Origin of the sequence: Sphingobium limneticum (assembly GCF_008710165.1) — a bacterium.
Taxonomy (GTDB): Bacteria; Pseudomonadota; Alphaproteobacteria; order Sphingomonadales; family Sphingomonadaceae; genus Sphingobium; species Sphingobium limneticum.
The window spans coordinates 475,187-496,829 of the sequence record NZ_VYQA01000001.1 but is presented as its reverse complement, the minus strand read 5'-3'; the positions used below and the strand labels follow the sequence as shown (position 1 = coordinate 496,829).

Genomic DNA, 21,643 nt, shown 5'->3' with positions numbered 1-21,643 from the left:
TCAGAAGGTCTTGTTGATGAAGATGTTGACCGTGCGCGGTTCGTTATAGGCGCGGTAATAATTGACCTGCGATCCCGCATTATTGGGCGAATATCCCCCGGCCTGCCCCCGGCGCAGGTCGAAGATATTCTTGACGGCGACGCCCGCGTTCCAACTGCCATCCTCGCCGGCATAGTTGATCGTGCCGTTGACGAAGGTCTGGGCACGAACCTTGGTCTGCGCCGTATTGTAGATGTCGACGAAGCGGCGCGATTCATATTGCGCGTCGGCCCCGATCCGCCATTTGCCGGGCGTGTCGATCGGCAAAGTATAGTTGATCGCCACCGACGACTGCCATTTTGGGGCCAGCGGAAATTCCAGACCCAGCAATGTCATGCGGCCGGGGACATTGGCGGGCAGGGTCGCGGTAAAACTCTTGTAGAGCGTCTTGGTATAGGAGCCGCTGGTATCTATGCGCAGCCCGTCGATCGGCGCTATCGACAGTTCCAGTTCCACGCCCTTGGACACACCGTCGCCCGCGTTCAGCACGCCGTTGAAGGCCGGCTGGGTCGGGGTGGCAGGCGAGGTGGCGCGGACCTGGAAATCGCTGATGTCGTTATAATAGACGGCGATATTGGCGATCACGCGATCGTGCAGGAACCGGGTCTTCAAACCCGTTTCATAAGTGGTGATGACCTGCGGCTCGAACGGTACGGTCGATCCCAGCAGGCTGGCGCTGCGCAGGTCGAAACTGCCGCTTTTGAAGCCTTTGGAATAGGAGGCATATTGGAAGATGTCGGGCGCCCACTGATATTGCAGGCCCAGCTTCGGCGTGAAGTTGGAGAAATTCTTGGGGTCCGGCCGTGCCGTGAAGGTCGACTGATAAGGGCCATATTGTGCTTCATATACGTCGGGATCGAAATTCCATTCGGTCGGATTGTGCAACGGCACGCCCACGCTGTTGCCGACGAAAGACACATATTTGCGCCGGTCGACGGTATAGCGTGCGCCCACCGTGGCGGTCAGCGCATCCGTGACCTTATAGTTGAGCTGACCGAACGCCGCATAGCTCCAGGTACGCAGCGTGTTGCGGATGCGGGACACCGATCCGATATCGTCTGTCCGCGACGCGGTCGCCTGATTGAGGCGATTGTTGAAGAATTTTTCATAGAAGAAATACAGGCCGGCGACAAAGTTGAACCTGTCATATTCACCGTTGAGGTTGAACTCCTGCGTCAGCTGTCGCTGGCTGAATCCCGCATAACTATCGCCTTTTATCGCGGTGACGCCGTCATTGTCATAATAGATCGGGCCTTCCAGCCCACGCCATGCGGTGACGGATTTCAGCGTCAGATGATTGTCCAGCTCATAGGCCGCCGTCAGCGACGCGCCGAAGCTTTCCGTCGAATTATAGGGCGGCGTATCGGCCCAGGTCAGGTCGGGATCCGCCTTCTTGCCCGACGGTACACCATTGGGTTGGTTGACCGGCGTATAATAGCTCTGGGTCGATCGGTCGAACATGCCGTCGGCCGACAGGGTCAGCGTCAGCCTATCGGTCAGTTCCGACTTCAACTTGCCGCGCAGGACCAGCAGGTCGATGTCGTTGACATCCTCGTTCAGCGGTACGCTATATTGCCAGCCGTCACGCTTGCGCCGGATGATGGAGAAGGCGCCGTTCAACTTGTTATCGGGCAGGATCGCGCCATTGACGCGCAGGCGCAGGTCCAGATTGTCGAAGCTGCCATAGGTGGCGCCCACGAAAATCTCCCGGTCGGCGGTCGGATCCTTGGTAATGAAGCGGATTGCACCGGCGCTGGAGTTGCGACCGTACAGCGTGCCCTGCGGTCCGCGCAGCACTTCTACGCGCTCCAGGTCCGGCGTGTCGTAGAGCGACCCCACCGTGCGGGCGAGATAGACGTCGTCGACGTAGACGGCGACGGTCGGCTCGGGATAGGTGTCGATTTCGCCGATGCCGCGGATCGAATAGGTTTGCGTGGTATAGGCGGTGGAGCGCCGGGGCGCGAGCAGGCTGGGAACGCGGCCGGCCAGATCGCGAAAGTCCGAAATCTTCAGCTGGTTGATACCGTCCGCACCCACGGCGGTGACGGCGATCGGCGTCTTCTGGATATTTTCCGACCGTTTCGACGCGGTGACGGTAATTTCACCCAGCCCCTGTTCTGGCGCATTGTCCTCGGCCACGGCCGGCGTGCTTGCCACCGGCTGTGCGAGCGCCGTGCCGGCAAACAGGAAGGCGAAGGCCAAAGCGGCCGTCGAAGTGGTGATCAGTCCTGAATGGCGCGCAATGCGACGTCCGGCGTCATGGCCCGGTATCATCGTCAGTCCCCCGAAATATGATGGTGAGAGCGACGGGCTAGGGTTGGAACAGCTTGGCTCACAACAAAGTTAAACTGGCTGTCGAACAACTTATTATGCTTATTGCTTGTGAAAATATGTGACTGATTTCACTTATATAATTTGCTTTTCTAAAGTCATGCTGTCGAGGCGTCATAGATTGAGTTCTGGCGGCGACCTATAAGAAGAATGAATGATGCTGCTTGCAGCTTGGGAGTTAGGTCAGGGGGACTTTTCCTTCCCAACATTCTGGCGCCCTGCATGACTGACAAGCCTGACCTGAACGATATTGCCGAACCCGAAATCCCCAAAGGATCAACGCCCATCAATCGACGCAATCTGCTGATCGGCGGAGTTGCGGCGGCGGGTCTGGCCGGCGTGGGCGGCTACGCCGCGCTGCGGCCGCAGGATCTGCCGCGTAACGCCAAGGGGCAACGAAAGCTGACGCTGGCCTGGAATGCCAATGCCATCTGCCTCGCGCCCGCTTTGCTGGCCAAGGAATATGGCATTTACGACCGGTTCGGGCTGGATGTGGAGTTGCTCAACTTCTCGGGCTCCACCGATCAGCTGCTCGAAGCCATTTCGACGGGCAAGGCGGATGCTGGCGTGGGCATGATCCTGCGCTGGATCAAGCCGCTGGAGCAGGGCTTCGACGTCAAGCTGATCGCGGGGACGCATGGCGGCTGCATCCGCGTGTTGGGTTCGCGGCGACAGGGTATTACCGACGATATCGGCAGTCTGAAGGGGAAGACGATTGGCCTGTCCGATATTTCCGGGGCAGGGCGCAACGCATTGGCCGTGCTGCTGAAATATAATGGTCTGGACCCCAATCGCGACGTGGAGTGGAAGGCATTTCCTGCTCCGTTGCTGGCGGAGGCGGTGAAAAAGGGGGAAATCCAGGCCTTCGCCGATTCCGATCCCATCACCTATGTCCTGCAAAAGGAATCGGGCGGCGACCTGGTGGAGGTTTTGTCCAACCTGTCCAAGCCGTGGGACAATCGCGTTTGCTGCGTATTGGGGGCCAGCGGATCGCTGGTCCGGGACGATCGCGAATCTGCCGTCGCCCTTTCCAAGTCGCTGGTCGCGGCGGCATCGCTCTGCTCGGTTCAGCCCGAAACCGTGGCGAAGGTGTTCGCACCCTATGCCAAAGCCAGCGTCGAGGATCTGGTGGCGGTGTTGCACACCCAGACGCACAACCATCATCCGGTCGGTCGCGACCTGCATCGCGAAGTCGCGCTCTATGCCGGCGAACTGCGCGACGTCGGCGTGATGAAGCCCAACACCGTGCCCGACGTCTTCGCGTCGAAGGTCGTCGATACGCTGGATGCTTGAGGAGGCGATATGAACAGCATAGCCGAAACCGATCGCTTCGCCCTGCTTGGTGCGTCGTCGCAGGATAAGTCCGCCCCGATCCTCCCCCCTCTTTGGCGTGGCGGACTGGCGGCGGCCGCGGGCTGGGCCGTTGCGGCGAGTCTGACCTGGTTCTGGCCGGACCTGACGCCATGGGCGCGCACGGACTTGTTGGCCTTGCTGGAACTCGGCGTCACGCTGCTGCTGGCGGCGGTGGCGCTGTCGGGCGGGGGTCGTTTTGCCCTGATCCATCCCTATAATCGCTGGTTCGGGGCGCTCGCCGGCATATTGACCCTTTGGCAGGTGCTGACGGCAAAGACGGGCCTGCTGCCGCTCCCCTTTTTCCCGCCACCGCAATCCATATTGGAAGTCTATACCGATGATGCGGCACGCCTTTTCGAAAGCGTCTGGCGCTCGCTCTTCCTGCTGATCCCGGGCTATGCCATCGGCGGGATACTGGGCTTCACGACTGGCGCATTGATCGGCTGGTCGAAGGCGGCCAATTATTGGGGACATCCGGTGCTGCGCTTCGTCGGGCCGCTGCCGGCCACCGCATGGCTGCCCATCGCCTTCTTCTTCTTCCCCGGCTCGCATAGTGCGAGCACGTTCCTCGTTGGACTGGCGACCTTCTTCCCCGTGGCGGTCCTGACCGCGTCGGGGGTGAAGGGCGTCAATTCCGCCTATTATGACATCGCCCGCACCCTGGGCGGATCGGAACGCTTCCTGATCCTCAAGGTCGCCGTACCTGCCGCCTTGCCCAATGTCTTCGTCGGCCTGTTCATGGGACTTGGCTCGTCCTTTGCGGTCCTCATCATCGCGGAAATGATGGGGGTGAAGGCGGGTCTTGGCTGGTATCTGCAATGGGCGCAGGGCTGGGCTGCTTATGCCAATCTCTATGGTGCGCTGATCGTGATGGCGCTGCTCTTTTCGGGCCTCATCAGCCTGCTCTTCTTTGTGCGCGACCGGGTATTGGCCTGGCAGAAAGGCATAGTGCGGTGGTAACGAACCTGGATGCGCCGGCGAAAGCTGGCTTGTCGATTCAGACCCGTGCCGTCGGTCATTGGTTCGACAGCAAGGATGGCCGGCTGGATGTGCTGGATGATGTGACGATCGACGTCGAGCCGGGCGAGTTTGTGGCGTTGCTCGGTCCCAGCGGCTGCGGCAAGTCCACTCTGTTGCGGCTCATCGCGGGTCTGGAAGCGCCACGGACGGGGAAGGTCGGCGCGGACAAGATACGGATCGTCGGCCCGGATCCTTCGCGCCTGCTCGTTTTCCAGGATCCCACCCTCTATCCGTGGCGCACCGTGCGGGAAAATGTGGCACTGGGCCTCGAAGCGACAGGGCAGATAAAAGGATCGCAGGCGCGGATCGACCAGGCGCTCGATCTTGTGGGGCTGCGTGATTTTGCCGGCGCCCTGCCCAATGAATTGTCGGGCGGCATGGCGCAGCGCGCGGCGCTCGCCCGTGTGTTGGTAAACAATCCGCGCTTGCTGCTGCTGGATGAACCGCTGGGCAAACTGGACTCGCTCACCCGCATGACCCTGCAAGCGGAACTGGTGAAGCTGTGGAAGGATGCGGGGTTCACCGCGCTGCTCGTCACCCATGATGTCGAAGAGGCGCTGTTGCTGGCGCAGCGTATCCTGGTGTTCAGCCCGCGACCCGCGCGGGTGGTGCGGGAAATTCGCGTCGGTGCCGCTTATCCACGGCATCGCGACGCACCGGAATTGCAGGCTTTGCGGCGGGAAATACTTGTTTCCCTTGGCCATGATCATGAACTGTGACGTCGATCGCCCAGGCTGCGATCCCGGAACCCGCCTAATTGAGCAGGCGATTGGCGCGCAATCTTGATACCGCCATGTCCACAAAGGCCCTGACCTTGGCCGGGGCATGGCGTCCCTCCGGATACAGGATATGGATCGGCAATGGCGGCTCTTCATGCTCAGTCAGCACGATCTGCAATTCGCCTGCGGCCAGCGCCGGTCCGATCTGATAATTGAGCGCCCGCGTCACCCCCCATCCGGCCGTGGCGGTGGCGATGCTGGCCTCGTTGGTATTGCATTGCAGCGTGGGGTTGATCGTCACGCGCTGACCGCCGGCAAATGTCCATTCGGGCGATGCCCATGCACTGGTCGATGCCACCACCCGATGCAGTTTCAGGTCGTTCGGTGTCGAGGGAATGCCATGTTTCTCGAAATAGGCGGGCGCGCCGCAAATGACGCGCCGAACGCTGCCGACCTTTATCGCGGTGAAACCGGAATCCGGCAGATGGCCGATCCTGACCGCGACATCTATGCCTTCCTCCACGATATTGACGGGTCGGTCGACGAAGAATGTCCTGCCCGACATGGATGGGTAGGCATCCAGATATTCCGTCATGATCGGCAGGACATGCATTTGTCCGAACCGGAGCGATGCCGTGATCGCCAGCATGCCTGTGGGCGTGGCATAGGATCCCGCGGCGCTCGCCTCCGCCTCCAGCATATCGGCCAGAATCCGCCGGCAGTCGTCCAGATAGCGCCCGCCCGCCTCGGTCAGTTTGACCGATCGCGTCGTGCGAACGAACAGGCGCGCGCCGATCAGCACCTCCAGCGCAGCGATCGAACGCGTCACGGCCGGCGCGCTCATATGCAGGATCCGCGCGGTTTGCGCGAAACTGCCCGTCTCCGCCACGCGGACGAAGATCTGCATCGCCTGCCATCGGTCCATGCCATATCCCTGCCTGCCGCGCGGCTGCATGCGCCGCGTCAGATATGCAGGGTGCATAGCGTCATTTGCCGCGAGCAGGTCATGAAATAATCCGCCGCCACTCAGCGGCGTCGCCCCGATCCATGCAGGTGGGGACGAGGCGAACCTTTCCCTTCGCTTTTGGAGCGGCGATGGGTCACAGCGCGATCCTGATGCTTTCGCCATCGTCCGGCTGGGCCGGCACCGCCGAGCAGAGCAGCACTTCATCATCGCCGACCGTTGCGCCCGGCTTTTTCAGATAAGTGACCTTGCCCGCCAATAGCTTGACCTTGCAGGTGCCGCAACTTCCTTCCCGACAGCTATAGTCCGGTTCCAGCCCGCGTGCTTCCGCCAGCTCGAGCAAGGGTCCGGACCCCGGCTGCCAGCGCGCCTCCTTCGCCGTTTCGGTGAAGATGACCTTGACCGGATCGACGGCGGGGGGCGCCGATGGTGCCGCCATCGCAGTGGCATCCTCACGACGCGTCAGTGATGACGGCCCGAAGGTTTCGGCATGGATACGGCCGTCCGCAATATTGCGGTCGCGCAACCCGTCATACATCGCCTGGGTGAAAGTGGGCGGGCCGCACATATGGAAATCATAGTCGTCAAATGCCAGGAAGCGCGTGAGCAGCGGCATGTCGATGCGCCCGGCCACGTCATGGTCGTTTCCTTCTTGCGCGCTCTGCGGCGCGCTCAGCACCCGGATCACGCGCACGGCGCCATAGGATGCCTCCACCAACTCTTCGAGTTCTCGGTCGAACGCCCGTTCCGCCTTCGACCTGGCCGAATAGAACAGGGTCGTGGGTCGGACGCGCTGCGTGCGCACGCCTTCATAAACTATATGGCGCAGCATCGCGATCATCGGCGTAATCCCGACGCCCGCCGCAAGAAGGACGGCGGGCCGTTGCGCGCGCGCATCGATGGTGAAATCGCCCGCAGGCGCCCGCACCTCGATCCGGTCGCCGACCGCGATCTGGTCGTGCAGGAATTGCGAGACAGCGCCATCGCGCTTCACGCTGATGCGATATGCCTCGTCGGACGGTGCGACGGACAGCGTATAGGTGCGGATGACCGGTTTGCTTGCCCCCGGCAGTATCACGCGGATCGGCAAATGCTGCCCGGCGGCATGGGGCAGCCGACCTGCACCATCATCCGGTTGCAGATGAAAGGATCGGATCGTCGCGCTTTCATCGACGATGCGGGTGACGCGAAAGGGCCGCCACCGACCGGCCAGTTCGGCCGCGACAAGGCGGTCGGCAGCCTGCGCCCAATCCCCGGTCATGATCGAATGGGGCGACGCACCACCGTCTCGCGCCGTCCCGCGGAGCGCCAGTGCGCCACGCCGGCGCACGATCCTGCGCGGGCGAAAGGTCCAGAGCCGCTCCGCGCCCTGGAATGCGGCGATCTCCGGCGAATTCAGGACGACCTTCGCATCGCCTGTCATCTGCACCATATCGCCCGTTGCAAAATCGGCGAACAGCAGCCCGGCCTTGCCGTTCGACAAGATGTTGCCCAGCGTGTTGAAGAACAGGTTGCCATCGAAATCGGGAATGGTGAGCAGGCCATCGTCGCTTATCCGGACGAAGCCCGGCTTGCCCCCGCGATGGGACATATCCACCTGACGCCGATCGTCGCGCTCGGCGTAGGAGGCGACGAAGAAAGTATCGGCCGCGCCGATCATATCCCGCGCCTCTGCGTCCAGGCCGCCATATGTCTCTGCGGGAACCGGATGCGGCGCGGCAGGATCGCGACTGAAGGCGAAATCCCGCAAATGGATATAGCGCGGACAATTGCCGAAACTTTGATCGACGTCGATATGCAGCCCGGCTCCGGTGCGGGTGACAAACCCATTCATCCGGTTGCGGCGGCGCGTATGCATTTCGATCCCCAGCAGGCCGACCGGATTGCCATCCTGCATGCCTGTCGCTGCCGGATCGCCAAAACCGGGTAGCGCTGCCAGGTCGAGCGCGGTCGGCGTGGGGGAGGTCATGAAGCCTGGCTGCCCCTCCAGGAAAGTCGCCCAAGCGTCACCATCGGGATCGACGCTGCCAACGGCGATAAACGGTAGTTGCGCATAAAAGTCGCGATGCTGGTCGGGCATATGGTCGCGGATCACCCGTTTGCCGATCGCTTCCATGCGCTCCACCATGCCGACACTGGCCTGGATGGCCTTTTCGCCGGCGTGCCAGACGTCCAATATTTGCCGGGGCAGTGGCTCGCTCATGGCTTCCTCCCTATTCAACATGGCCGGGCCCGCGCTACACGTTGCCCAGCCCTTGATGGCCCTATGCGCCGTTGGCGGTCAGGCCGGCCGGCGTCCGGGCGAACGGCACAAAGCCTGGCAGCGCCTCGATACGGCGGAGATGCGCATTGACGGCGGGGTAGGGCGACAGGTCCACATTGCCCTCGGGCGCCCGCGCGACATAGCTGTAGAGGGCGACGTCGGCGATGGTCGGCGCATCGCCGACCAGCCAATCTTGCGCGGTCAGATGCGCTTCCAGCTTCCCGAGCAAATCATGGGCCCGTGCGATCACCTCCTGGGGATTATGGTGCGATCCGAACACCGTGACCAGCCGGGCCGCCGCCGGGCCATAGGCGATTTCCCCTGCGGCCACCGACAACCAGCGTTGCACGGCGGCGGCGGCGGCAGGTTCCTCCGGCAGCCAGTCCGTCCGGCGATGTTTTTTGGCCAGATAGACGAGAATGGCGTTCGAATCCGAAATCACATGCTCCTCGTCCTGCAGCACGGGCAGCTGGCCGAACGGATTGAGCGCAAGGAAGCCCGGCGCCTTGTGCGCGCCGGCGGCAAGATCGACTTCGATCAGGTCATGCGGCAGTCCCAGCAACGAAATAAACAGCCGCGCGCGGTGGGCATGACCGGACAGAGGGTGATGATAGAGTTTCATGAACGCGTCTCCCATATATGGACGGGGGGCCGCCCCGTTCCGTGCGTCCCTTTTCCCTGAAGATCATGCGCGAGAGAATGGCGTTGCTAGGCACTTCATCATTGCGTCTCACGTAATGATGGTTCGGCGATTGCGGTCGCGTCTGTCCCGTCTCACCCGGTTTGGAAAGCCGTTATCTCGTCTCGAAACCAGCCAAAATCGTAGCATTTCCGTCATATTCGGTGCGGAGTTGTAACATTGCGGCGTTAGGGATTCGCTCCCGAGGACATTGATCTTTGGGGATCGTATCATGAACGCCATCACCCGACTTCCCTTCCTGAGCGATATGGAAGAAGGCGTCGACGACCGCTTCCATATCCCGGAACGGGAAGGGCAGCGGCGCCGCTATCGCACCATCTGGATTTCGGACATTCATCTTGGCACGCGTGGCTGCAACGCGGCGATGCTGATCGATTTTCTGGATAATGTGGACAGCGACACCATCTATTTGGTCGGCGACATCATCGACGGCTGGCGGTTGAAGAAGCGCTTCTACTGGCCTGCCAGCCATAATGACGTGGTATGGCGCCTGATGAAGCGCGCCAAGCGCGGCACGCGGGTCGTCTATATCCCCGGCAATCATGACGAAATGTTCCGCCAGTTTACCGGCATGAGCTTTGGCGGCGTGGAAATCCGGCGCAAGGCGATCCACCAGACGGCGGACGGACGCAAGCTGCTGGTCCTGCATGGCGACGAGTTCGACACGATCATGCTGGCACATCGCTGGCTCGCCTTTGTCGGTGACGCGGCCTACACCACGCTCATGCGCCTCAATGTGGTCGTGAACGCCGTGCGCCGGCGCATGGGGCTGCCCTATTGGTCGCTCAGCAAGATGGCCAAGCACAAGGTCAAGAACGCGGTATCCTTCATCTCTCGCTTCGAAGAAGTGGTGGCGCATGAAGCTGGCGCGCGCGGTGTCGACGGCGTGGTATGCGGTCACATCCACAATGCCGAAATGCGTGAGATCGAAGGCATCGAATATTATAATGACGGTGACTGGGTCGAAGGCTGTACCGCGCTGGTCGAGCATGGCGACGGCCAGATGGAAGTGCTGCATTGGGCCGATGAGATCGCCAAGCGCGAACGGGAAGAGCAGGATGCGCGCGAGCGGATCGCGGCTTGATTCTTGATAGCGGATTTGAAGCAGCAACCGTTCGCTCGAAACGAACGAAAATCAGCGCAAGAGGAAACGACCCAATGCGCATAGCGATCGTGACCGATGCCTGGAGCCCACAGGTCAATGGCGTCGTGCGGACGTTGCAGACGATCCGCGCGGAACTGGAGCGGATGGGCCATGTGGTCGAGGTGATTTCGCCCGACCTCTATGGCTCGATTCCCTGCCCGACCTATCCCGAAATCCGGCTGGCTCTGGTCCGCTCGGCGGTGGTGGGTCAGGCGATCGCCGCGTTTCAGCCCGATGCGGTGCATCTGGCGACGGAAGGGCCGCTTTGCCTGGCCGCGCGGCGCTGGTGCCTGCGCAGCCGCGTACCGTTCACCACGGCCTATCATACCCATTTCCCCGATTATGTGGCGCAGCGCACCGGACTGCCGGCTGCCTGGTTCTGGCGCTATATTCGCTGGTTCCATGGCCCGGCGCAGGCGGTGCTGGTATCGACCCGGTCGGTGCGCGAACAGCTGCGCGCGCATGGCGTTCCCAATGTCCGGCCTTGGGGGCGGGGGGTGGATCTCAGCGCCTTCACGCCCGAAGCGCCGCTGCCTGCCGCCTTTGCCGATCTTCCGCGCCCGATCATGCTCTATGTCGGCCGCGTCGCGGTGGAAAAAAATCTGGAGGCGTTTCTCGCCACGGATCATCCGGGCACGAAAGTCGTCGTCGGCGACGGCCCGGCTCGTGCCTCGCTGGAACGTACCTATCCGCAGGCGCGGTTCACCGGGCCGATGTTCGGCGCGGATCTGGCCGGCGCCTATGCCGGGGCGGACGTGTTCGTTTTCCCCAGCCGCACCGATACGTTCGGCCTGGTGATGATAGAGGCGCTGGCTTGCGGGACGCCTATCGCCGCCTATCCCGTCACTGGTCCTGTCGATATCGTCACGCCCGAAACGGGGGCCTTGTCGGAAGATCTGGGCACCGCGATCGGGCAGGCGCTCCGCTGCGATCGGGTTGCCTGCGCGACATATGGCCGCAGCTTCAGCTGGGAACGCAGTGCCCAGGAATTCCTGTCGGGCCTGCACGCCATCGACCCCGATGTCATGGAAAGCGCAGCCTGACGCTTTTCTTGGCGGAATTCCTTGCCGGATGCGGCGGGATGTTCTATCTCTGATCCGTCGTGGCCGCCCTGATTGGGCGGCCCTTATCGTTTTTACGTGCGGAGAACTCCCGTGTCCCAGCCTCTCATGCCCCACGCGACCGCCAGTTGGCTGGTCGATAACAGCGCTCTGAGCTTTGACCAGATCGCCGAGTTTTGCGGGCTTCACATTCTGGAAGTACAGGCGATCGCCGACGATACCGCCAGCATCAAATATACCGGCCGCGACCCGGTGCGCGCCCATGAAATCACCGTTGAGGAGATTCACAAGGGCGAAGCCAATCCCGACTATAAGCTCAAGATGCTTAAAGGTCCGGAACCCGTCCGCCGTACCAAGGGGCCGCGCTATACGCCGGTCAGCAAGCGTCAGGACAAGCCCGACGGCATCGCCTGGATCCTGCGCAACCATCCGGAAATTTCGGACGGCGCGATCGGCAAGCTGATCGGCACCACGCGCACCACCATCGCGGCGATCCGCGACCGCACCCACTGGAACATCAGCAACATCACGCCGAAAGATCCGGTGACGCTGGGCCTGTGCTCGCAGCGCGAACTGGACGGGCTGGTGACGAAGGCGGCGAAGAAGGCCGGTATCGAAGCACCGACCGATTCGCGCCTGGACGGCGATCGTGAGGCGCTGATCGAAGAATTGCGCCGCGAACGCCAGGACAATGCGCGCCGCGCCGAAGAGGCGTTGAAGAGCGAGTCCGAATTTATTTCCGGCGCCGCGACCATCCTCGACCCGTTCAGCAGCAACAAGGGCGAGGTCTGATGCCGTAGCGTCATCGCTCGCCTGTTACAGGCCGGCCATGACGCAGCAAGTTTTGAGGGCCGCGCAGGGCAACCTGCGCGGCCCTTTTTGCTGTGGTTGACGCTTGCGTAAAGTAACTGCTGCCCATAGACTTCATGCCATGGAGAGCATGGAAAAAACCTGGAGAGAGCGGTACCAGCACCCGACGGTCTGGGACCAGAGATTCACCCCGATGTCGATGGGAGAGATGGTCGAGGCAAGCGCCCTTGCGCATCCCGACGCCCCGATGATCGATTTCATGGGCCGGCATTTCAGCTATGGCGCGATGCTGGACCAGATACGCCACATCGCCTGCGGCTTGCAAAAAATGGGTGTGCAAAAGGGCGACCGGGTCGGCCTGTACCTCCCCAACACCCCCCATTATGTCGCGGCCTATTATGGTGCGCTGATGGCCGGCGCCATCGTCGTCAACTTCTCCCCCCTTTATACCGCCGCCGAACTGGAGCATCAGGTCGAGGATAGCGGGACGAAGATCCTGTTCACCTTGTCGGCCAAGGCGCTGCTGCCGACCGCGCTGGAGGTGCTGGACCATAGCACGCTCGAAACGCTGGTGGTCGGATCGGTCGCTGAGATGCTTTCGCCGGTCAAATCGCTGCTGTTCCGCTGGTTCAAGGCCAGCGAAAGCACGCCGCTGCCGGATGATCCACGCATCATTCGTTATGATCGGCTGATCGCCAATGCGGGCGCCTGCACCGTGCCCGCCATCGACCCCATCAACGACGTCGCGCTGTTGCAATATACCGGCGGGACGACCGGCACGCCCAAGGGCGCGATGCTGACGCACCAGAATCTGACCGCCAATGCGCGGCAGGCGCAAGCGATCGACCCCCATGCGAACGAGCCGGACCGGATCATCGCGGTGCTGCCTTTCTTCCATGTCTTCGCCAATACCTGCACCTTGAACCGCACCGTGCTGAACGGCGGCGAGATGGTGATGCTGCCCCGCTTCGATGCGGCGCAGGTGCTGGCGGCGGTGCAGCGGGTGAAGGCGACGTCGCTGCCCGGCGTGCCGACCATGTTCCAGGCGCTGCTGGACCATCCCGCCATCCGCAACATCGACTTTTCCTCGCTGCGCGCCTGTATTTCCGGTGGCGCCCCACTGGCGCTGGAGTTGCGACAGAAGTTCGAGGCGGCGACCGGCGCCAAGCTGATCGAGGGCTATGGCCTCACTGAAACCAGCCCGATCGTCTGCACCAATCCCTATGAGGGGCTGAACAAGACCGGCACCGTGGGTCAGCCGGTGCCGGGCACGCGGGTCAAGGTGGTGGATCGCGAAGACCCGACCCGTCCCCCGCCCGAGGGTGAGCCGGGCGAACTCCTCTTTGCCGGGCCGCAGGTGATGAAGGGCTATTGGAACCGTCCGGACGCCGATGCCGAAGTCTTTGTCGGCGAATTCGTCCGCACCGGCGACGTCGGTCTGGTGGACGAGGACGGCTATGTGAAGATCGTCGATCGCCTGAAGGACATGATCGCGGTCGGCGGGTTCAAGGTCTTCCCCAGTCAGGTGGAATCGGTCCTCTACCATCATCCGGCGGTCAAGGAGGCGCTGGTGATCGGCGTGCCCGACCATTATCGCGGCGAGCAGCCCAAGGCCTTCGTAACGTTGAATGACGACGCGGACATTGATGGCGCGACGCTCAAAGCCTGGCTCAATCCGCAACTGGGCAAGCATGAACGCGTGTGCGAGGTGGAGGTGCGGCTGAACCTGCCCAAGACGCTGGTCGGCAAGCTGTCGCGCAAGGAACTGGTGGCCGAGGAACGGGCAAAGGCGGACGCCGCACGCGCGGAGGCTGGAACCGTCGCCTGATCGTCCCTATCTGTGCAGCCAAACATGGATAGGGAATCGATCATGGCGCAGAAAATCGCAACGCTGGCCGGGGGCTGCTTCTGGTGCACGGAAGCCGTCTATCAGAACCTCAAGGGCGTCGAGGGCGTGGAGAGCGGTTATATCGGCGGGACGGCCGCCAACCCGACCTACGAACAGGTCTGCTCGGGCGCGACCGGCCATGCCGAAGCGATCCGCATCAGCTATGACCCGGCGGTCATCAGCTATGCGGAACTGCTCGACATTTTCTTTGCAACCCATAATCCCACGACGCTGAACCGCCAGGGTAATGATGTTGGCACCCAATATCGCTCCGCCATCTTCCCCCATTCGGCGGAGCAGGAAAGCGAGGCGCGCGCCGGCATCGAACGCGCGCAGGCGGACCAGAGCGATCCGATCGTGACCGCGATCGAACCGGACGCGCCCTGGTATCCGGCCGAGGATTATCACCAGAAATATTGGGACCGGGTCGGTGATCAGAACCCCTATTGCATGGCCGTGATCCCCCCCAAGCTGGCAAAGCTGCGCAAGGGCTTCGCCGCGCGGATCGAGGGCTGATCTTTCGCTACGGCCGGTCGCGTATCGCAGCGTCCTTTATGGGCGGTTCATCCGTCCTGTGTTAAGGACGCGCGAACGTGCAAGTCGGGGATGGAAGATGAAGACGAAATTGTTGATCGCGACGCCGTTGCTGCTGCTGGCGCTGCCCGGTTGCGTGCGGACGGTCGCCAGCGTGGTGACCGCGCCGGTGCGGGCTGGGTCGCAGGTGGTAGACTGGACCACGACGAGCCAGGAAGAAGCCGATCGCAATTACGGGCGCAAGATGCGCAAACAGGAAGCGCGCGAAGGCAAGGAGCGCAAAAAGGCCGACAAGGAACGGCGCGATCAGTGCCGCAGGGCTGGCTACGATAATTGCGGGTGATGTGGGCCTGAGCGCCAAATTCCCTCATTGGCGGGAATGTCGGCGCTCGGACTATGGGGGTGGGTAAGCAAGCGCCTGTTTTTCCCACCGCCATCCCGGTTTCACCACCGTCATCCCAGCGAAGGCTGGGATCTCAGGCATCGTAGCGCGTCATCGCCGGCGACCCCAGCCTTCGCTGGGGTGACGAGTGATTTATATCCAGTCAGTCGGCACTCAGGCGGCCGCGCGCCGCAACCTGTCGTTGATCGCCGCGCCGATGCCGTCCGACGGGATCGGCGCCACTGCGATCCGGCTCGAAGCGGCAGCGTCTGCGATATGTAGCGCTGCAAATAGCTGCGCCGCCGCCTCGCGCAGATCCGCCTCCTGGCTGAGGTTGATGTGGCAGGGCATCAGGCCGAAACCGATCAGATATTCGTCTTTGTCCGCGCGCAAAGCATTGAGCCGCACCGGCTTGGACGGCGCATAATGGCTTTCCAACTGGCCGGGCGCCTCGATCTTCGCATCGCCGCCAATCACCACCGGCAGGCTGGTCGCTTCTTCGAGCATGGCCGCCGTCACAGGGCCGGGGCGCAGCAGGCGAATGCGGTCTTGCTCCGGCGCGGCGATCGTGGATTCCAGCCCCTCGCTGGTCGGCCCTTCGTCCAGGATCATGCGGATCTTGCCGTCCAGGCTGGCCAGCACATGGTCGGCGCGCGTGGGGCTGATGGACCCGCTGCGATTGGCGGACGGGGCGGCCAGCGGACAGCCGCTCTCGCGGATCAGCGCGCGCATCGCCGGATGGGCGGGCAGGCGCAGCGCCACGGTCGGCAGCCCCGCCGTCACCAGTGGCGACAGGCCACTGTCGGCCCGCACCGGCAGCACCAGCGTCAACGGCCCCGGCCAGAAACGATCGGCAAGCAGCGCTGCGGATGGCGAAATGTCGGCCAGTCGTTCCGCCATCGCCCGGTCGGCGACATGGACGATCAGCGGATTGAAGCTGGGGCGTCCCTTGGCGCTGTAGATGGCCGCGACGGCGTTGGTGTCGGTGGCATCGGCGGCCAGGCCATAGACCGTCTCGGTCGGCACGGCCACCGGTTCCCCCGCCCGGATCAACAGCGCAGCCTCCCGCAGGGCCTCACTGCCATAGCGGACGGACTTGGTGGAAAAGACTGGATGAGCGATGGTCACAACCCCCGCGATATAGATCGCGGTTCAAGCGATTAAAAGGCCATTGCGTCAGCGCCATGACAAGCGGGCCATGACAGGATAGCGATTGCCATCCATATGCTTGCGGCTGGCAACAAGCAGGGTTAAGCCCGCCGCCATGAACGACGCCCTTCTGACCCGCATTGCCGACGCGCTGGAGCGGCTGGCACCACCGCTTGCCTTGTCCGCCGATCTGACCGCGCATTCCGCTTATGTGTGGGATGGCCGCGCGATCCGCGCGGTGGAGGCGTTTGCGCCGGTGGATTATGATTTGCTGACCGGCATCGACGCGCAAAAGGGGCAGTTGCTCGACAATAGCCGGCGTCATGCGGCTGGCCATGCGGCCCATGACGCGCTGCTGTGGGGCGCGCGTGGTACCGGCAAGTCGGCGGTGGTCGCCGCCGTCGTCGGCCAGCTTCAGCAGGAAGGTCAGGATATCGCCCTGCTGCAATGCGCGATCGACGAACTGGCCAGCCTGCCGACGCTCTTCTCTCTGCTGCGCGGCACCAACCGGCCCTTCATCCTTTTCCTAGACGATCTGGGCTTTGACGAGGGCGGGGTGGGCGACGCCCGCACGCTGCGCTCGCTGCTTCAGGGTGGCACTGCCGCGCGCCCGGCCAATGTCCGCCTCTACGTCACCTCTAACCGCCGCCACATCGTGCCGCGCCATCTGTCGGAACAGGACGACCCCATCAATCCGCGCGACGTGGTGGACGACCGGATGGCCTTGTCCGACCGTTTCGGCCTCAGCCTGGGCTTCCATGCGCTCGATCAGGACGCCTATGTCGCGATCGTGGGCGGCTATGCGGCAAAGCTTGGCGTCAGTTTCGATCCGCTGGACGCGATCCAGTGGGCCACCCAGCGCGGCAGCCGGTCGGGCCGTGTCGCCTGGCAATATGTGGTCGAACTGGCCGGCCGAAACGGGCTGACGGTTTAATCTTCCAACGTCCGTTCGTTTCTCGACCCTTCGACAGGCTCAGGACAGGCTTCGCTCGAAACGAACGGATGTTAGTTTTTACTGCGCCTTCGTCACGCGCCACACCACGCCGCCGACATCGTCACTGACCAGCAATGCGCCCTTGGCGTCGGCAGTGACGTCGACCGGGCGGCCATGGGCAGCGCCATCCTTGTCCAGGAAGCCGGTCAGCACATCGACCGGCTTGGCCTTGCCCGCTTCGCCATCGGCAAAACCGACATAGACGACCTTGTACCCGGCGGCCGGCTTGCGGTTCCAACTGCCGTGCAGGCCGACGATCGCGCCGTCCGTAAAGGGCGCGCCCAGTTGCAGCTTGTCAACGAAGGTCAGGCCCAGCGGCGCGACATGGTTGCCCAGCGCATAGTCGGGCCGTTTGGTATATTCGCGGATTTCCGGACGCTGCGGCTGCACCCGGCGATCTTCATAGCCGCCCCAGTAATTCCAAGGCCAGCCATAGAAAGCGCCGAACTCCACCCGCGTCAGATAGTCGGGGACCAGGTCGCCGCCCAGCATGTCGCGCTCATTCACCACGCCCCACAATTCGCCGCTCTTGGGTTCGAACGCCAGACCGACCGGATTGCGCAGGCCCGACGCGAAGATGCGCTTGTAGCCGGTCTTGGGGTTGACCTCGAACACCAGCGCGCGGTTCTTTTCCACGTCCAGCCCATTGTCGCCGATATTGCTGTTGGACCCGACGCCGACATAGAGCAGCCCTTCGGGGCTCGCGGCTAGGCTCTTGGTCCAATGCTGATTGGGCGCTTGCGCTGGCAGGTCGATGATCTTGCGGCCCTTGTCCGTGATCTTCGTGTCGCCTTCCTTGTAGGGGAAGGCCATCAGCGCGTCGGTATTGGCGACATAGAGCGTGTCGCCGATCAGGGCCATGCCATAGGGCGAATTGAGGCCGGTCAGGAACGCCGTCTTCGTCTCCGCCTTACCATCGCCATCGGTGTCGCGCAGCAGGGTGATGCGGTTGGCGGACGGCACGCCGGCGCCCGCCTTGTTCATCAGGAAATTCATCACCTTGTTGACGATGCCGCCCTGCGGACGCGGCGGGCTATTGGTTTCGGCCACCAATATGTCGCCATTGGGCAGGCGCAGCAGCGATCGCGGATGCGCCAGCCCTTCGGCATAGCGCGCGACGGTCAGCCCCTTGGCCGCCACCGGCTTTTCGTTCGCGGTCCATGGCTTTACCTCGGCGATGTTCACCGTCGGCAACATCTCGTTCTTCGCGGTGGTGAAGACCGGCTCCTTGCCCGTGTCCGCGCCCGGCGGCAGCTGTGCCGTGTTGCCTTGCGCCAGATAAAGGAACGTGCCGCCGCCAATCAGCAGCAGGATTGCGGGGATGGCGATGATATGTTTTTTCATGACGCCACATCTATGCGGACGCATGACCGTGGGCAAGAGGGCGGTGATGGGCGCGTTGCGCCTTATTTGCCCCGTTCGCGCAGCCACAGCAGCAGCGCGATCAATATGCCCGCGGCGGTGCCTGCCAGCAGGCCGATGCTCGGCTGGCCCATCAACCCGCCACCGATCGTCCCGGCAAGGATCAGGAATGCGATGATCGCGCCGGCGCCGGTCGGTTCTTTTTTGCGCTTGGTCATTCTTGCCCCTTGCCATGATAGGGGGATCAAGGCCAGATGCTTTGGTCGCAGGTGCGCGGCTAGGATGCAGTGGCTCGTTTTGGGATCATCCATCCCGTTTCGGGAAATATGTCCCACCATGGGACTTCCCTAATGATGCATTGACTCTCGTAAGGCGCCTGCGCCACCAAAGCGTTGAAATGGCACGGTGATTGATAGGCCTGTTCCCGTATAAGTCGCCAAGAATATATCGGGGGTTGCAATGCAGGTTCCATATCTTTCGGATCGAAAGAGCTATGATGACGCGGCCGAACTGATGGCCATGTTCGGCGCCAATGCCGGCTATGAAGCCGCTGCGCGCGCTGACCGCAGCCTGGACATGGGCAACCACATCCATTTCTGCCACTGGCGCCAGATCGAGCGACTGATCGTGTTGCTCACCTACGACCAGCCGCTCGGCACCATCCATTAAACTCGATCGTTAGAGGCGCAGGCCCGCTGTTTCTGGCAGGCCCGCCAGGATATTGAGATTCTGGACTGCGGCACCCGCCGCGCCCTTGCCCAGATTGTCGAGCGCCGCGACCAGTCGCGCCTGACCGCTTGCCGCGCTGCCAAACACGAACAGCGCCAGCCGATCGGTCGCCCCGACATGTTCGATCGCGACATTGCCCAGCGCCGCGCTCTCGTCCAGCGAAGCGACGCTGACGATCTGCGATCCGGCATAGGCGCCAGCCAGCGCGGCGTGAATGTCGCCCAGCGCCGGTGCGCCCGGCATGGCGCGCAACTGCAACGGCACTTCCACGATCATGCCGCGATAGGCATTGGCCACCGCTGGCGCGAAGAGCGGCGGATGGGCAAGGCCCGAATAGCGGGTCATTTCCGGCACATGTTTGTGGCCCAGCGCCAGCCCATACGGGCGGAACGCGCTCGGTGCGCCTGTGTTGCCCTCATATTCGGCGATCATCGCCTTGCCGCCGCCCGAATAGCCCGACGCGCCTGACACGGTGACCGGCCAATCGGCAGGCAGCAACCCAGCCAGCACCAGCGGACGCACCAGCGCCAGAAAGCCGGTGGGCCAGCAGCCGGGATTGGCGACGAAGCGGCTGTCGGCCAACACGTCGCGATGCCCAGGCTCCAGTTCGGGGAAGCCGTAGGTCCAGCCGTCCGCCACGCGATGCGCGGTCGATGCGTCGATGACGCGCGTATGGCTATTGTCGATCAGCGACACGGCCTCCCGCGCGGCATCGTCCGGCAGGCAGAGAATGACCACATCGGCCGCGTTCAGCGCGTCCCGGCGCGCACTGGCGTCGCGGCGCAGCTCTTCGGGCACCGTGATCAGCGACAGTTCCGGGCGACCGGCCAGCCGATCGGCGATTTCGATGCCGGTGGTGCCATGCCCACCGTCGATAAAGACCTTCGTGCTCATGCGCTGATTCTCCGCCGGGCGATAATGGGCTGCGGATGGGCGTCGGCAAGGCGCGCGACGACGTCTGCCAGCGGTTCCTGCACTACCGCCATCCAATGGGCATTGGCATGCAGCAGGGTCTTGGCGTCGCTCATGATGCCGACATGACCGGGAAAGAAGATCAGGTCGCCACGCTGCAATGCCGCATCGCTGTCGATCGGCGCTCCGATTCCTTCGCATTGCAGATCGGTGTCGCGCGGTACGGCGATCCCCACCTGGCCCAGTGCAACCTGCACCAGTCCCGAACAGTCGATCCCGCGATGGCCGCGCCCGCCCCAGATATAGGGCTGCCCCAGATAGCGCTGCGCCGTCGCAACCCAGTCGGCCGGTTTTGTATCGGCCGGCTCCGCATGGCGGACGTGGATATAGCCTTCGGCACAGGCGATGAAGCTGCCCTGCGCCTCGCCCGAAAACAACGCGCCGCCCGGCCAGTGATCGGCGATCGACGATTTGATGTCCGGCGCGCTGAACAGCGGCGCGCTTTCCACCTTGATGCGGTGAGTCGGCGTTTCCAGCAGGTCCAGTGCATCGCGGCGAATATAGCCGACATAGCCGTCATGGCCGCAAAAGCCCCAGGCCCAGTCGGTCATCACATCCAGCGCATGAAAGGTTTCGCCGCGCAGCAATTCGCTCACGGCTTCGGCCGTCGGCGATGCGGCCGACACGATCGCCGCGCCGGGGGCCACGCAAGTCAGTGGAACGGCCTTGGCATAATGGGCGGAGAAGAGAACGCCGGCCAGCGAGAGATCGGCCAGGTCGCCACGCGCGGCATGGATGCGGCGGTCGAGCGCTACCGAACGCCCGTCGAGCTTGAAACGGGTTCTTTCAGGCGGTGCGTTCCGCGCGGAGTTGATCGTGCCTGTCATCGCGGCCGGTTCCTGCGATGAAATGGTGAAAGGCGTCAAGGAATTCCGCCCCTTTTGACGTCCGAGTGATGAAAATATTGCGACGATCGGCGACATCGCGCTCTCGGCGGAGGTAACCGAGCGCCGAAAGCTTGTTCAGCGCGCGAGTGATGACGGGTTTGGAAACATGTAGCGCCTCCGCCAGGCCGCGCACCGTATGCGGGCCAGACCCGATATATACGGTCATCATCAGGGCCATCTGGCGGTTGGTCAGGTCGGGTTTCCCCGACCGGACATAATCGACCAGCGTGCGCATCCACTGTCCCAGGGGTTGAAGGGCGGGGCGCTCGGTTTCGGTGAGGCTATGCGCGTTCATGCCCCTTTAACGCACGATTCCCAATCCGGTTGCGTAACGGAATGAGA

Annotated in this window: 21 protein-coding genes; 11 read left to right on the top strand and 10 right to left on the bottom strand. The window is 62.9% G+C overall.

The window, feature by feature from the left end; translation table 11 throughout:
• The gene (locus tag F4U95_RS01905) at positions 1–2,313 is read right to left on the bottom strand and encodes a TonB-dependent receptor (protein WP_120253292.1); all 2,313 of its coding nucleotides are present in this window, start codon (positions 2,311–2,313) and stop codon (positions 1–3) included.
• 279 nt (positions 2,314–2,592) lie between these two features.
• Between F4U95_RS01905 and F4U95_RS01900 the strand changes: the two genes are divergently transcribed.
• Genes F4U95_RS01900 through F4U95_RS01890 form a run of 3 tightly spaced genes read left to right on the top strand, consistent with a single transcriptional unit; the run spans position 2,593 to position 5,462 of the window.
• The gene (locus F4U95_RS01900) at positions 2,593–3,663 is read left to right on the top strand and encodes an ABC transporter substrate-binding protein (protein WP_120253291.1); all 1,071 of its coding nucleotides are present in this window, start codon (positions 2,593–2,595) and stop codon (positions 3,661–3,663) included.
• A 9-nt stretch (positions 3,664–3,672) separates the two neighbouring features.
• Entirely contained in the window at positions 3,673–4,683 is a 1,011-nt protein-coding gene (locus F4U95_RS25035; protein WP_120253290.1) for an ABC transporter permease, read from the top strand.
• Positions 4,677–5,462: an ABC transporter ATP-binding protein gene (locus F4U95_RS01890; protein WP_170267461.1), complete on the top strand. Its 786-nt coding sequence runs from the start codon at positions 4,677–4,679 to the stop codon at positions 5,460–5,462. The genes F4U95_RS25035 and F4U95_RS01890 overlap by 7 nt, the downstream gene beginning before the upstream one ends.
• 34 nt (positions 5,463–5,496) lie before the next feature.
• On the opposite strand, the gene F4U95_RS01885 is transcribed toward F4U95_RS01890, so the two are convergent.
• From F4U95_RS01885 to F4U95_RS01875, 3 genes are all read right to left on the bottom strand, one after another.
• Entirely contained in the window at positions 5,497–6,387 is an 891-nt protein-coding gene (locus tag F4U95_RS01885) for a LysR family transcriptional regulator (protein ID WP_150424399.1), read from the bottom strand.
• A gap of 175 nt (positions 6,388–6,562) precedes the next feature.
• On the bottom strand, positions 6,563–8,629 hold the full coding sequence (locus tag F4U95_RS01880) for a 2Fe-2S iron-sulfur cluster-binding protein (protein WP_120253288.1): 2,067 nt from the start codon (positions 8,627–8,629) through the stop codon (positions 6,563–6,565).
• A 61-nt stretch (positions 8,630–8,690) separates the two neighbouring features.
• Positions 8,691–9,311, bottom strand: a complete 621-nt coding sequence (locus F4U95_RS01875; protein WP_120253287.1) for a glutathione S-transferase family protein — start codon at positions 9,309–9,311, stop codon at positions 8,691–8,693.
• A gap of 289 nt (positions 9,312–9,600) precedes the next feature.
• Here F4U95_RS01875 and F4U95_RS01870 point away from each other — a divergent pair, with 289 nt between their 5' ends.
• The 6 genes from F4U95_RS01870 (at position 9,601) to F4U95_RS01845 (ending at position 15,169) form a co-directional block, all read left to right on the top strand.
• Positions 9,601–10,473: a UDP-2,3-diacylglucosamine diphosphatase gene (locus F4U95_RS01870; RefSeq protein WP_120253286.1), complete on the top strand. Its 873-nt coding sequence runs from the start codon at positions 9,601–9,603 to the stop codon at positions 10,471–10,473.
• A gap of 74 nt (positions 10,474–10,547) precedes the next feature.
• Positions 10,548–11,576: a glycosyltransferase family 4 protein gene (locus F4U95_RS01865; protein WP_120253285.1), complete on the top strand. Its 1,029-nt coding sequence runs from the start codon at positions 10,548–10,550 to the stop codon at positions 11,574–11,576.
• A gap of 126 nt (positions 11,577–11,702) precedes the next feature.
• Positions 11,703–12,386 (top strand): DUF1013 domain-containing protein, encoded by a 684-nt coding sequence (locus F4U95_RS01860; protein WP_120253284.1) that lies wholly within the window; start codon positions 11,703–11,705, stop codon positions 12,384–12,386.
• A 139-nt stretch (positions 12,387–12,525) separates the two neighbouring features.
• Positions 12,526–14,232 carry a long-chain-fatty-acid--CoA ligase gene (locus tag F4U95_RS01855; RefSeq protein WP_120253283.1) on the top strand — a complete coding sequence of 569 codons (1,707 nt, stop codon included), beginning with the start codon at positions 12,526–12,528 and terminating at the stop codon, positions 14,230–14,232.
• 42 nt (positions 14,233–14,274) lie between these two features.
• On the top strand, positions 14,275–14,808 hold the full coding sequence (msrA, locus tag F4U95_RS01850; protein WP_120253601.1) for a peptide-methionine (S)-S-oxide reductase MsrA: 534 nt from the start codon (positions 14,275–14,277) through the stop codon (positions 14,806–14,808).
• 97 nt (positions 14,809–14,905) lie between these two features.
• Positions 14,906–15,169 (top strand): hypothetical protein, encoded by a 264-nt coding sequence (locus tag F4U95_RS01845; protein WP_120253282.1) that lies wholly within the window; start codon positions 14,906–14,908, stop codon positions 15,167–15,169.
• Between the two features lie 213 nt (positions 15,170–15,382).
• Here the strand turns inward: F4U95_RS01845 and F4U95_RS01840 are convergent, their stop codons facing one another.
• Positions 15,383–16,336, bottom strand: a complete 954-nt coding sequence (locus tag F4U95_RS01840) for an L-threonylcarbamoyladenylate synthase (RefSeq protein WP_120253281.1) — start codon at positions 16,334–16,336, stop codon at positions 15,383–15,385.
• Positions 16,337–16,472: 136 nt separating this feature from the next.
• Between F4U95_RS01840 and F4U95_RS01835 the strand changes: the two genes are divergently transcribed.
• Positions 16,473–17,291, top strand: coding sequence for an ATP-binding protein (locus tag F4U95_RS01835; RefSeq protein WP_120253280.1), 819 nt, complete (start codon positions 16,473–16,475; stop codon positions 17,289–17,291).
• A gap of 78 nt (positions 17,292–17,369) precedes the next feature.
• Here F4U95_RS01835 and F4U95_RS01830 read toward each other — a convergent pair whose 3' ends face one another.
• Positions 17,370–18,695, bottom strand: coding sequence for a PQQ-dependent sugar dehydrogenase (locus F4U95_RS01830; RefSeq protein ID WP_120253279.1), 1,326 nt, complete (start codon positions 18,693–18,695; stop codon positions 17,370–17,372).
• A gap of 62 nt (positions 18,696–18,757) precedes the next feature.
• A complete protein-coding gene (locus F4U95_RS24730) occupies positions 18,758–18,931 on the bottom strand; it encodes a hypothetical protein (protein ID WP_170267460.1) in 174 nt (57 codons plus the stop codon).
• A gap of 241 nt (positions 18,932–19,172) precedes the next feature.
• Here F4U95_RS24730 and F4U95_RS01825 point away from each other — a divergent pair, with 241 nt between their 5' ends.
• A complete protein-coding gene (locus F4U95_RS01825; RefSeq protein WP_120253278.1) occupies positions 19,173–19,382 on the top strand; it encodes a hypothetical protein in 210 nt (69 codons plus the stop codon).
• Between the two features lie 9 nt (positions 19,383–19,391).
• Here F4U95_RS01825 and argC read toward each other — a convergent pair whose 3' ends face one another.
• Genes argC through F4U95_RS01810 form a run of 3 tightly spaced genes read right to left on the bottom strand, consistent with a single transcriptional unit; the run spans position 19,392 to position 21,596 of the window.
• Positions 19,392–20,336, bottom strand: a complete 945-nt coding sequence (gene argC / locus F4U95_RS01820) for an N-acetyl-gamma-glutamyl-phosphate reductase (protein ID WP_120253277.1) — start codon at positions 20,334–20,336, stop codon at positions 19,392–19,394.
• Positions 20,333–21,241: a C40 family peptidase gene (locus F4U95_RS01815; RefSeq protein WP_120253276.1), complete on the bottom strand. Its 909-nt coding sequence runs from the start codon at positions 21,239–21,241 to the stop codon at positions 20,333–20,335. The genes argC and F4U95_RS01815 overlap by 4 nt, the downstream gene beginning before the upstream one ends.
• Entirely contained in the window at positions 21,201–21,596 is a 396-nt protein-coding gene (locus tag F4U95_RS01810; RefSeq protein ID WP_120253275.1) for a MarR family transcriptional regulator, read from the bottom strand. The genes F4U95_RS01815 and F4U95_RS01810 overlap by 41 nt, the downstream gene beginning before the upstream one ends.
• Between the last annotated feature and the right edge of the window lie 47 nt (positions 21,597–21,643).